The sequence below is a fragment of the Lutibacter sp. A80 genome (genome assembly GCF_022429645.1).
Lineage (GTDB): Bacteria > Bacteroidota > Bacteroidia > Flavobacteriales > Flavobacteriaceae > Lutibacter.
Genome location: NZ_CP092480.1, coordinates 122,161 through 134,448 on the forward strand (window position 1 = coordinate 122,161; position 12,288 = coordinate 134,448).

The following is a 12,288-nucleotide window of genomic DNA, read 5'->3' on the forward strand; positions in this document are numbered from 1 at the left end:
TTTAAGGTTGTTAAATGTTTAAAACGTACTGTTATAATTTGTTGAAATTATTAATGTAAACTTTAGTTGCTTTTAAATCGAACATAAGATTGTATAATCCAAAAAACGTTCTATTTATATAAATAAAGTGTTTAGAACCTCTATTGCCGTTCATTTTTTTAAGTTCTGTGCTTTTAGAATAACGTTCGCCTAATTCAGCTATTTGTTTAAAGAAGTTTGGGTTTGAAAAATCAAAAACTTCTTGGTGAAAAGGTTGTGTAAATAAACTCAACATATCGTGAAACATTGCTGTGAAAAACGCTAATTCTTCAGGAGAATCATCTTCTTTTAAAATCTCTAATTCAAATAGTTTTTGATTGAAAATTTCAGGATTGTTTATGTTTTCTTTTTTAGCCAATTCAAAATAAGGAACGTAAAAATCGTTTGGTATGGTTTTCATGCAGCCAAAATCTAAGGCAATTAAATCTGCATTTTCTGAAATTAAAAAATTTCCAGGATGCGGATCTGCGTGCACTTTTTTTAATTTATGAATTTGGTATATATAAAAATCCCACAATGCTTGGCCTAATTTATTCGAATTTTCTACATTGGTATTGTGTGTAGTAAATTCAGATAAATGCTCACCTTGCATCCAGTCCATTGTAATAATTCTTTCCGAAGAATATTCTGAATAATAATTTGGAAAGTACAAGTTAGGGATGTGTTTGCACGCTTCTGAAACCTCTTTACTTTGCTTAATTTCAATTAAATAGTTGGTTTCTTCAATTAGTTTATCTTCAACTTCTTTAAAATATTTATCAGAATCTTTACCTTTAATATTAAACATACTAATGGCAATAGGTTTTACCATGGTTAAATCGCTAGAAATACTATTTGCAATACCTGGGTATTGAATTTTAACAGCTAACTGTTTGCCGTCTTTTTCCGCTTTATGTACTTGTCCTATACTTGCAGCATTTACAGAATTTGCATTAAAGGTGTCAAAAATCTCGTTTGGAGCTTTTCCAAAGTATTTTTTAAAGGTTTTTACAACTAATGGTGCAGAAAGTGGCGGGACAGAAAATTGAGATAGCGAAAATTTTTCTACATACGCTTGTGGTAAAACGCTTTTTTCCATACTCAACATTTGAGCAACTTTTAAGGCGCTACCTTTTAATTTTTTTAATCCATCGTAAATATCTGCAGCATTATTTTTATTTAATTTTTCTTTAGCTTCATCTTCTGTGTTTACTAGCTTGTCGCCATAGTATTTTAGATAATTTACACCAACTTTTGCACCAGTTTGTACTAGTTTGGTGGCTCTTTGAATTTTAGAAACTGGAATTGTATCAATAGTTTTTAGCATAGTGTTTAGTTTATGTTCATTTTTTCTTTGTATAAAAACTTCCCAAAATCTATAATACTTTTTAAAGGAGTTGAGTCGATCAAATCAAAGCTTGTATTCACTGATTTTTCTATAAAAATGTCTGTTTTTTCAAAATTTGCTGAACTGTCGTCTAACCAAAATTTTAAGGTAATTAATAGCTGTAGCCAAGCAGTTTCTTTAATACTTTTCTGTTGAATTTGAACAATGTTTTTTTGTTTTAAATCAATAGGTGTATCTATATAATTTGTAAAACTTGTTTTTAAGCTAGATAGCGCGTTTATTTTTTTTAAATCTAACTTTTTAGAATGTAATGTTGCAACAACATAGCTTCTGTTTGCGGTTAAGTTTTCAAAAAATGTATAATAGAAGCTTAATAGTTTGTTGCGAGCATTAAATGTTTGGTAATCGGTGCTTTTATCTAATGTAGTAATAGTGTTTTCAAAAAATGTATTGAAAATTGCATTTTCGATAGCTTCAAACGATCCGAAATACTGATAGAAGAGCGTTTCTTCAAAATTGTTTTCTTTGGTAAATACATAAACTGATGAAGGTTTTGAATTGTTTTTTAAAACATAATCTATGTAGAAACTTATAATATCTGATGATTTTAATTGTTTTGTATGTTTCATAATGTTATTTTGTTTAATATATATTTATACAAATTAAACAAAAATAATCAATTAAACAAACTTACTTCTATGTTAAAAGTTTATAGTTCTATAAATAAAACAAATAGCTAATAGTTAAATATTTAAATAAAATGTTTAGCTTTGTTTAAAATAAAATAAACAAAATGGGTTTTAAGGTTGCAATATCAAGAAGAGAACATTTTAATTCAGCTCACAGATTACACAATAAAAAGTGGTCTGATGAAAAGAATTTAAATGTGTTCGGTAAATGTAATAATCCAAATTATCATGGTCATAATTATGAATTAGAGGTTAAGGTGATTGGCACGGTTAATGAAGATACAGGTTATATAATAGATACAAAACAGTTATCAAGTTTAATTAAGGAACATGTTCTAGATAAATTTGATCACAAGAATCTTAATTTAGATGTAGCAGAATTTAAAAAATTAAACCCAACTGCTGAAAATATTGTAATTGTTACCTATAATATATTAAGACCTCATATTGAGGAAGACTACGAACTAAAAATCAAATTATATGAAACACCAAGAAACTTTGTTGAATATCCCTACTAACGGATTAAAATTGAACGGTTTTACTTTTGATGAAATAGGAGATGATCATTTATATACAGGAATTGAAACGCCTTTAAAAGCTAATGCTTTCGATATTTCTGATGAAGATAAAAAAGAAAAAATAGCTGATTTATTTTCGCAAATAATGAATGTTATAGGCTTAGATTTAACCGATGATTCTTTAAAGGGAACCCCTAAAAGAGTTGCAAAAATGTATATTGATGAGATATTTTCAGGTTTAAATCCGAAAAATAAACCTAAAATAGCATTGTTTGATAACAAGTATAAATACAATCAAATGTTGATTGAAAAGAATATCCAATTTTATTCTAATTGCGAGCATCATTTTGTGCCAATTTTTGGAAAAGTGCACGTAGCGTATGTTTCATCTGGAAAAGTAATTGGACTTTCTAAAATTAATAGAATTGTGCAATATTTTGCCAATAGACCACAAGTACAAGAACGTTTAACAAATCAAATTGCATTAGAGCTTTCAGAAATTTTAGAGACTAAAGATGTTGCAGTTATTATAGATGCTAAGCATTTATGTGTTGCATCAAGAGGTATAAAAGATGATTCTTCAGCTACTATTACAAGTTATTACGGTGGTGTATTTAATCAGCCAGAAAAAATTGTAGAACTTCAAAATTATTTAAAATTATAAACTATGGAGCTAGTAAAAGAAGCATTGGAATTTGAACAACGTAAACTTTCATTAAAAACTACAAACGATAGAATTATAGCCTCAAAAGAAGTGAAAGGATTAATTTTAGGAATCAATGAGATTTATAAAAAAACGAAGAATCCTGAGTTAATGGCTATTATGAAACGATTAACGGTTATTAAGAAAAAAATTGAAAAACGTTTAAAGTTGCGCATTACGGTTTAAAGCTAAAGTATGAAAACTATTGTTATAATTGGTGGAAGTAAAGGAATAGGTAAGGCGATTATAAAATTGCTGTTAGAAACTTATAAAATAATAAATTTGAGTAGATCTCAACCGGATTTTACACATCAAAATTTAATACACTATTCTTGTGATGTTTTAAATGACGAATTACCAGATATTGAAGAAGTAGATTCCTTAATTTATTGTCCTGGAAGCATTAATTTAAAACCTTTTGAGCGTTTGAAACTTGAAGATTTTAAAAACGATTTTGACATTAATTTTATTGGTGCGGTTAAAGCTATTCAAAAATATTTACCAAATTTAAAACAATCTAAAAATTCAAGTATTTTATTGTTTAGTACAGTTGCTGCTAAATTAGGAATGCCATTTCATACAAGTGTGGCGAGCGTAAAATCTGCAATTGAAGGTTTAGTAAAATCTTTAGCAGCAGAATATGCTCCAAAAATTAGAATAAATGCAATTGCACCAACCGTTACAGATACAACATTGGCCGCTAAATTATTAAGAAATGATAGACAAAAGGAACAAATAATTGAGAGGCATCCTTTAAAAAAGTATTTAACTCCAGAAGAAGTAGCTGAAATGGCTTGGTTTTTAATTTCAGAAAAATCAGCTTCTATATCTGGACAAATTTTTGAAATGGATTGTGGAATTACTACATTTAAGAATTAATCATAAATTAAAATTAACTAATGAAAATAATAAGTTTAATTACAAGTATAATACTATCAGTATTTTTTATTAACGAAACAAATTTAAATAATATTACTATGAGTGCGCAAACATCTTTGTATGACATTTCAATAAATAGCATTACAGGTGAACAAATTAACTTTAAAGATTTTAAAGGGAAAAAAATATTGTTTGTAAACACAGCATCGGAATGTGGGTTTACGGGACAATACGAAGGTCTAGAGAAATTACACCAAACTTATAAAGATAAATTGGTTGTAATTGGACTTCCTTGCAATCAATTTGGAGGGCAAGAGCCTGGAACTTTAACAGAAATTCAAACTTTTTGTACCCAAAATTATGGAGTTACTTTTTTAATGACAGAAAAAATTGATGTTAAGGGAGATAATCAGCATCCTTTGTATGCTTGGTTAACAAAAAAAGAATTAAATGGTGTAAAAAGTTCTTCAGTAAAATGGAATTTCCAAAAGTACTTGATTGATGAAAACGGAAATTATATAGATTTCTATTATTCGCTAACAAAACCAATGAGTAGTAAAATTACAAAGCAACTATAATGAAACAACTAATGTGGTTAGTATTATTTTTAATTATAAATTTTGCAGCACTAGGTATTGGTAGTTGGTTGATGAATAATGGTCCTTCGTCTGGCTGGTATTTAACCTTAAATAAAGCGCCTTGGACACCTCCAGGATGGGCTTTTGGCGTAGCTTGGACTACAATTATGATTTGTTTTTCAATATACTTATCGTATTTAGTGAATGTAAAAGAAACAAATTTATTTTGGACACTATTTATATTACAATTTGTGTTAAACGTGTCTTGGAACTTTATATTTTTTAACCAACACGCTATAGGTGCTGCCTTAATAGTAATAATTTTATTAACGGTATTGGTTGGTTATTATTTATTCAGTTTTTTAGCTGATATGAAGTTTAAATCCTTATTAATAGCACCTTATTTTATATGGTTATTGATTGCAACCAGTTTAAATGCTTATACATATTTAAAAAATTAATTTAATGAAATTTTCATCAAAAGGAATTGTTTATCGTTTATCTTCAAAGCAAAAGTTACCAATTACAGTTGATGAAGCTTGGGAGTTTTTATCAAGTCCCAAAAATTTAAAAATAATTACACCAGATTATATGAGTTTCGATATACTTTCTGGTGCAGATAAGCCAATGTTTGCAGGTCAAATTATACAGTATATAGTAACGCCAATACTCGGTATTAAAACAAATTGGGTAACTGAAATAACACACGTTGTAGATAAACAGTATTTTGTTGATGAACAGCGGTTTGGACCATATTCGCTTTGGCATCACAAACATTTTATTAAAGAAATTCAAGGAGGAGTAGAAATGGAAGATATTATAGATTACAAAGTTCCTTTTGGAGTTTTAGGCAGGTTGGTACATCCATTTTTAGTAAAGCCAAAACTTACAGAGATTTTTAATTACAGAACCAAAAAGTTAATTGAACTTTTTGGACATTATAAAACATAGTAAATGCTAACTTTTAAATATGTTATTCTTATGACTTTAATGCTAGATTCAAATTACACGATAGTTAATTTTACAAAAAACACCATGTTATATGACTGGGTTACTGTAACCGATGTAGTTATGGGCGGACAGTCTACTAGTACAATTAGTATTAATGCAGCAGGAAATGCACTATTTAAAGGAAGCATATCTTTAGAAAATAATGGCGGATTTTCTTTGCTAAGACATCGTTTTCAAAAGTTAGATATATCTCAATTCAATAATATTAAACTTCGTTTAAAGGGCGATGGTAAAATGTATCAATTTAGAATAAAACCATCTAGATTTCATCAATATGCATATATTTATAATTTTAAAACCAATGGAGAGTGGCAAACTATTGAGCTAAACTTAACAGATTTTCAACCTGCTTTTAGGGGTAGAAATCTAGATATGCCAAATTTTTCAGGAAATGAGCTCGAAGAAATTGGTTTTTTAATAGGAAATAAATTGTCTGAAAATTTTGAACTTGTAATAAACTCTATTGTTTTAGAATAATTTTTATATGAATAAAAGACCGTTTATACCAAGTGCAATTATTTTAGATACCACAAAAGCGCTAGAAAAATTTCAGAATTTAACATTGCGACCGATAATTAAATCGTTAAACGATTTATTACAAGGCTATTTAAAAAATTATATTCTTTTAAAAAGGTTTAATATAGCTACTGCAACTACTATCGATAAAGATAAATTTATTACATCTGCATTTTTGAATGATAATCAATTAAAAAATGAAATAAAAGGGATGGTAATCGGTCATTTTTCTATTGAAGAATTTAATTTTTATATAGAGCATCAAAAACAGATTAACAAAAGAATTTTAAGCATTGTTAAGCAGCGTGTTTTAAGTTATTATTAAAACAGGTTCATTTTTTATATTAAAAATTAAAATTTTAGATTAATAATTAACACAATGTTTTTTGAATTACATGATGTGTTGCATAATTACTATTTAATACAATTTAGTCTTTAAACGAGGGGTGTTTTTTGTGTTAATGCACTGTTAATTTTGTTACATATTACTTTCTAAATGGTAAACCAAATTGGTAAACCAGCTGTAAGTTAGTTATTTATAAACATTAAATAAAACGATTATAAATAGCTTTCTCTTTTTTTTAACTGATATTTATCATTATAACTCTTGGTTAAATCTTCTAATTTTACAATACTTAATTAAATAATAAATATGGTTTGTAGCAACTTCAAGCAAATACTACAAGCTGTTTTACGTAAATAAAATAGAAGAAATGAAACCAGAAACGAAGAAATTAATTTGTGATGCAAATGAGGCTGTGGCTAGAGTTGCGCATAAAACAAATGAAGTTTGTGCAATTTATCCAATTACGCCAGCGTCTCCAATGGGAGAGCATGTAGATGTGTTTAGCGCAAAAGGAGAAAAAAATATTTGGGGAGATGTTCCAAGAATAATTGAGATGCAAAGTGAAGCAGGAGCTGCCGGGACAGTTCATGGTTCTCTTCAAGGAGGTGCACTTACTACTACATTTACAGCATCACAAGGGCTGTTATTAATGTTACCTAATATGTATAAAATGGCAGGGGAATTATTACCAACGGTAATTCATGTTGCAGCAAGAACACTTGCAACACATGCATTATCAATTTTTGGTGATCATTCAGATGTTATGTCTGCTCGTCAAACAGGTTTTTCCATGTTATTTGGTGGTTCTGTTCAAGAAGCACACGATTTTGCTTTAATATCACAAGTAGCAGCTTTGAAAAGTAAAGTTCCAATGATGAATATTTTTGATGGATTTAGAACTTCACATGAAATTTCAAAAATTGATGCTATTCCTGAAGATGTTATAAAAGCAATGATGCCAGAGGAAGAGATTATGAAGCATAAAAAAAATGCTTTAGAACCTGAAAATCCTGTTGTAAGAGGAACAGCTCAAAATCCAGATGTATTTTTCCAAGCTAGAGAAGCTGCAAATTCTTATTATGAAAAAGTTCCTGGAATTGTTCAAGAAACAATGGATGAATTTTATGAGCATACTGGAAGAAAATATAGTTTATTCTACTATATAGGACACCCTGAGGCTGAAAAAGTTGTAGTTATTATGGGATCTGGAGAAGGACCTGTAAGAGAAACTATTGATACATTAGTAGAGCAAGATGAAAAAGTAGGAGCGTTATTTGTTCGTTTATATCGTCCATTCTCAGTAGAAAACTTTATTGAGCAAATGCCAAAAACTGTTAAAAAAGTAGCTGTTTTAGATAGAACTAAAGAACCTGGAAGTACAGGAGAACCTTTATATTTAGATGTAGTTACTGCTTATGTTGAAGGTGGTGAAGCTATGCCAACTATTGTAGGAGGTCGTTATGGACTTTCTTCTAAAGAGTTTAATCCTGCAATGGTTAAAGGTATTTTTGATGAGTTAGATAAAGAAGCTCCTAAAAATCACTTTACAGTAGGTATTAATGATGATGTAACACATACAAGTATTGAATATAAACCAACATTTGAAACTAAAAAATCTACATTTAATTGTATGTTCTATGGTTTAGGATCTGATGGTACTGTAGGTGCTAATAAAAATTCAATTAAAATTATTGGTGAAACAACCGATAATCATGTACAAGGTTATTTTGTGTACGATTCTAAAAAAGCAGGAGCACAAACAGTTTCCCATTTACGTTTTGGACCAGAACCTATTTATTCTTCATACTTAATTAGTACTGCTAATTTTATTGCTTGTCATCAACCAAATTTTGTGAATGAATATGATATCTTGAAAAAGATAAAAAAAGGAGGTACTTTCTTACTAAATACACCACATTCAAAATATAAAGTTTGGGCAGAGTTACCAAGTGCAGTTCAAAAAAGAATAATTGACAATAATGTTGAGTTCTATGTTATTGATGCTACAAAGGTTGCTGCAGAAGCTAATTTAGGAAAACGAACTAATACTGTATTGCAAACTTGTTTCTTCGCTATTTCTGGTGTGCTTCCAAAAGATGAAGCTATTAAGAAAATTAAAGAAGCTATTGTTAAATCGTATTCTAAAAAAGGAGATAAAGTTGTTCAAATGAACTTTAATGCTGTAGATAAATCTTTAGAAAATTTACAAAAAGTAGAATATCCTTGCCATACAACAAATGAAGATGGTTTAGTGCCAATGATGACTGAAAATGCAGACAATTTTGTAAAAGAAGTTTTAGGTACTATTTTAGCAGGTAACGGAGATACATTACCAGTAAGTACGTTTACTGCAGATGGTACGTTCCCAACAGGTACTACACAGTATGAAAAACGTGGTATTGCAGATGCTGTTCCAACTTGGGATAATGAAAATATTTGTACACAATGTAATAAATGTGTTGCAATTTGTCCACATGCTGCAATTAGAGCAAAAGTAGTTTCTAATGATTTATTAGAAAATGCTCCTGAAGGTTTAAAACATGTTCCTGCAAAAGGAAGACCGTTTGATAGTAAAACAGAAAGTTATGTTTTACAAGTTTCTCCAGAAGATTGTACAGGATGTGACCTTTGTGTTCAGGTTTGTCCAGCAGAAAGTAAAGAGCTTGAAGGTGTTTTTGCTATTAATTTAGCTAAGAAATCTGAAGTTGAAAAAGTAGAAGGTGAAAATTGGGATTACTTTATTGATCTACCAGACTATGATAGAACTAAATTAGTAACTACTAATGTAAAAGGTTCTCAATTCTTACGTCCATTATTTGAGTTCTCAGGAGCTTGTTCAGGTTGTGGTGAAACACCATATATTAAGTTAATTACACAATTGTATGGAGATAGCATGGTAGTTGCAAATGCTACAGGTTGTTCTTCAATTTATGGAGGTAATTTACCAACAACACCATACACAAAAAATAAAGATGGTAGAGGACCAGCTTGGGCAAATTCTTTATTTGAAGATAATGCAGAATTTGGTTTAGGTATAAAATTAGCCTTAACTAAAAAAGAAGAGATAGCTGTTAGTTTATTAAAATCTTTAGAAAATGTAATTGGAAGTGTATTAACAAATAAAATTATAGACAATCCAGAAAATACAGAAATATTAAAAGAAGAAAAAATTAATGATATTGCTGAATTAAATGCTATTTTAGATACAATAGATACCTATGAAGCTAAAAAACTAAGAAACCTTTCAGAATACTTACGTAAAAAAGCCGTTTGGATATTTGGAGGTGATGGTTGGGCTTATGATATTGGATATGGTGGAGTTGACCATGCATTAGCTTCAGGAGAAAATATTAATATTTTAGTAATGGATACAGAAGTGTATTCTAATACTGGAGGGCAAGCATCTAAAGCAACACCTTTAGGAGCAAGTGCTAAATTTGCAATGAAAGGTAAACAAAGCAATAAAAAAAGTTTAGCCTTACAAGCAGTTTCTTATGGTAATGTTTATGTTGCTCAAATTGCAATTGGAGCAAAAGATAATCAAACTCTAAAAGCTATTAAAGAAGCAGAAGCATATCCAGGTCCATCAATAATTATAGCTTATTCACATTGTGGTGAACATGGTTACGATTTAAAAGATGGTGCAGCACATCAAGAAAAAGCTGTAGAAACAGGATATTGGCCATTATTTAGATTTAATCCTTTAGAAGCAAAAGGAAAGAAATTTAGATTAGATTCTAAAGCTCCTTCAGCTCCATTAGAAGAATTTATGTACTCTGAAACACGTTTTACTCGAGTAGTAAAAGAAAATAAAGAGATTGCAAAAGACTTATTAGATAGAGCTCAAGAACAAGTAGATATCCAATGGGAACGATTAGAATTATATAAAAATTTATAAACCAAACTAAGTTGAAAGTGCCGGGTATTAAGAATACTTGGCACTTTTTTTATAAACCTTTTAAACATAAATAATATGAAATCAAGATCAAAAGCCTTTTTTAAAGAAGCTACAAAAAATTTACAATTAGCTAAAAATGAAATGTTTAAGCCTGCTGAAGATATTGTTACTTATTCAATATGTAAGAACGCTCAATTTGCAATTGAAAATTATTTGAGAGGTTATTTAATTAAAAATGAAGTAGAAGTAACATCTAATGAAACTATTTCAAGCTTGTACAATAAATGTGTGAGTGTAGATGAAAACTTTAAAAATATAGATATCAATGCAATTGGCTGTAAAGACCATGCTATAGATTCTAGATATTGCTCAGAAATTAATTCTGTTAGCGCTTGTTTTGATACTGCTGATAGTATCGATACTTATTTGCGTAAAATAGACGCTTTATAAAAGCATATTTTTTTTGGCAAAAAAAAAACTTATAGTACATTTGTCGAAATTATTTTGAAAAATGAATTATATTTTATACGACGGTTCTGTGCGTAATGCATTACTACCTTTTACATACACAAAACCTGTTGCAGATTTACGTATTGGGATACTAACTATTCGTCAAAAATGGGAAAAGCATTTGGGTTTTACTACAACCACTTTAACCGAAGAATATTTAGAAGAAAAATATCCAATGGTAGAGATGGCTGAAAATGTTATGATTAATGCGTCATTTTTGCCAACAAATTCATTAATTGAAATAATAAAAAACTTAAAAGAAAATCAGGTAGTTTATAAAGATAATGAAATAATTGCCTTTTTTACTACCGATAATCAAGATGAAGTAAATTTTGAAACCTATGAACAAATAGATTTTGATGATGAGCTTATACAAATTGCCAATACGTGGGATTTATTTTCTTTAAACGATGCTGCAATTAGGTTAGATTTTGATTTAATTACAGAAGGAAGAGAGTCGCAACCAATACCAGAAGGAGTTAATTATTGTAATAAAGAAGATATTTTTATTGAAGAAGGTGCTGAAATTTTATTTTCAACATTAAATGCAAGTACAGGTCCAATTTATATTGGTAAAGATTCTTTGCTAATGGAAAATTGTGCTATTAGAGGTCCTTTTAGTTTAGGAGATGATAGTGTTGTTAAAATGGGGACTAAAATATATGGAGCAACTACCGTTGGGCCAAATTGTACTGTTGGAGGTGAAATTAAAAACAGTATTTTAATGGGGTATTCTAATAAAGGTCATGAAGGCTATTTAGGAAACTCTGTACTTGGTGAATGGTGTAATATGGGTGCAGATTCAAATAATTCTAATCTTAAAAATAATTATGCCGAAGTAAGATTGTGGAGTTATGAAACTGAAGGTTTTGCTAAAACTGGGCTTCAATTTTGTGGTTTAATGATGGGAGATCATTCTAAATGTGCTATAAATACAATGTTTAATACAGGTACTGTTGTAGGTGTTAGCGCTAATATTTATGGAGCTAATTTTCCAAGAAATTTTACGCCATCTTTTAGTTGGGGTGGAGCTTCTGGGTTTTCTGTATATCAGGTGTCTAAAGCTATAGAAACAGCAACTTTAGTATTTGAGAGGAAAGGTCTGGAATTTGATGAACAAGAAAAGAAAATTTTAATTCACGTTTTTGAAGAAACTTCAAAATACCGAAATTTTAAATAAATTATAGATTATTTTATATTTAAAAGTACTACTTTTAAGTGCAAGTTTTTATACTATTGTAATATGTTTAATATTTACGTATATGTCTTTTATT

14 protein-coding genes are annotated in these 12,288 nt (G+C 29.2%); 12 read left to right on the plus strand and 2 right to left on the minus strand.

The features are described from left to right. Positions 1–31: 31 nt before the first annotated feature. Positions 32–1,345 (minus strand): AarF/ABC1/UbiB kinase family protein, encoded by a 1,314-nt coding sequence (locus MHL31_RS00525; protein ID WP_240227139.1) that lies wholly within the window; start codon positions 1,343–1,345, stop codon positions 32–34. Positions 1,346–1,350: 5 nt separating this feature from the next. Beyond that, positions 1,351–1,995: a TetR family transcriptional regulator C-terminal domain-containing protein gene (locus MHL31_RS00530; protein ID WP_240227140.1), complete on the minus strand. Its 645-nt coding sequence runs from the start codon at positions 1,993–1,995 to the stop codon at positions 1,351–1,353. A 164-nt stretch (positions 1,996–2,159) separates the two neighbouring features. Between MHL31_RS00530 and MHL31_RS00535 the strand changes: the two genes are divergently transcribed. From MHL31_RS00535 to MHL31_RS00590, 12 genes are all read left to right on the plus strand, one after another. Further along, on the plus strand, positions 2,160–2,573 hold the full coding sequence (locus MHL31_RS00535) for a 6-carboxytetrahydropterin synthase (RefSeq protein ID WP_240227141.1): 414 nt from the start codon (positions 2,160–2,162) through the stop codon (positions 2,571–2,573). Beyond that, positions 2,536–3,237, plus strand: coding sequence for a GTP cyclohydrolase I FolE (folE, locus tag MHL31_RS00540; protein ID WP_240227142.1), 702 nt, complete (start codon positions 2,536–2,538; stop codon positions 3,235–3,237). The genes MHL31_RS00535 and folE overlap by 38 nt, the downstream gene beginning before the upstream one ends. A gap of 3 nt (positions 3,238–3,240) precedes the next feature. Further along, positions 3,241–3,462: a hypothetical protein gene (locus tag MHL31_RS00545; RefSeq protein ID WP_240227143.1), complete on the plus strand. Its 222-nt coding sequence runs from the start codon at positions 3,241–3,243 to the stop codon at positions 3,460–3,462. A 9-nt stretch (positions 3,463–3,471) separates the two neighbouring features. Beyond that, a complete protein-coding gene (locus tag MHL31_RS00550; protein WP_240227144.1) occupies positions 3,472–4,155 on the plus strand; it encodes an SDR family NAD(P)-dependent oxidoreductase in 684 nt (227 codons plus the stop codon). A 98-nt stretch (positions 4,156–4,253) separates the two neighbouring features. After that, the gene (locus MHL31_RS00555) at positions 4,254–4,733 is read left to right on the plus strand and encodes a glutathione peroxidase (RefSeq protein WP_240228924.1); all 480 of its coding nucleotides are present in this window, start codon (positions 4,254–4,256) and stop codon (positions 4,731–4,733) included. Beyond that, positions 4,733–5,194, plus strand: coding sequence for a TspO/MBR family protein (locus MHL31_RS00560; protein WP_240227145.1), 462 nt, complete (start codon positions 4,733–4,735; stop codon positions 5,192–5,194). The genes MHL31_RS00555 and MHL31_RS00560 overlap by 1 nt, the downstream gene beginning before the upstream one ends. Before the next feature lie 4 nt (positions 5,195–5,198). Next, complete coding sequence (locus MHL31_RS00565) at positions 5,199–5,684, plus strand: SRPBCC family protein (protein WP_240227146.1); 486 nt, start codon at positions 5,199–5,201, stop codon at positions 5,682–5,684. Between the two features lie 3 nt (positions 5,685–5,687). Beyond that, positions 5,688–6,221, plus strand: a complete 534-nt coding sequence (locus MHL31_RS00570) for a CIA30 family protein (RefSeq protein WP_240227147.1) — start codon at positions 5,688–5,690, stop codon at positions 6,219–6,221. A 7-nt stretch (positions 6,222–6,228) separates the two neighbouring features. Beyond that, positions 6,229–6,585, plus strand: coding sequence for a glyoxalase (locus MHL31_RS00575; RefSeq protein ID WP_240227148.1), 357 nt, complete (start codon positions 6,229–6,231; stop codon positions 6,583–6,585). Positions 6,586–6,973: 388 nt separating this feature from the next. Further along, on the plus strand, positions 6,974–10,504 hold the full coding sequence (gene nifJ / locus MHL31_RS00580) for a pyruvate:ferredoxin (flavodoxin) oxidoreductase (RefSeq protein ID WP_240227149.1): 3,531 nt from the start codon (positions 6,974–6,976) through the stop codon (positions 10,502–10,504). Between the two features lie 75 nt (positions 10,505–10,579). Beyond that, a complete protein-coding gene (locus tag MHL31_RS00585) occupies positions 10,580–10,954 on the plus strand; it encodes a HEPN domain-containing protein (protein ID WP_240227150.1) in 375 nt (124 codons plus the stop codon). Positions 10,955–11,015: 61 nt separating this feature from the next. Further along, a complete protein-coding gene (locus tag MHL31_RS00590; RefSeq protein WP_240227151.1) occupies positions 11,016–12,194 on the plus strand; it encodes a GlmU family protein in 1,179 nt (392 codons plus the stop codon). Positions 12,195–12,288 lie beyond the last annotated feature (94 nt).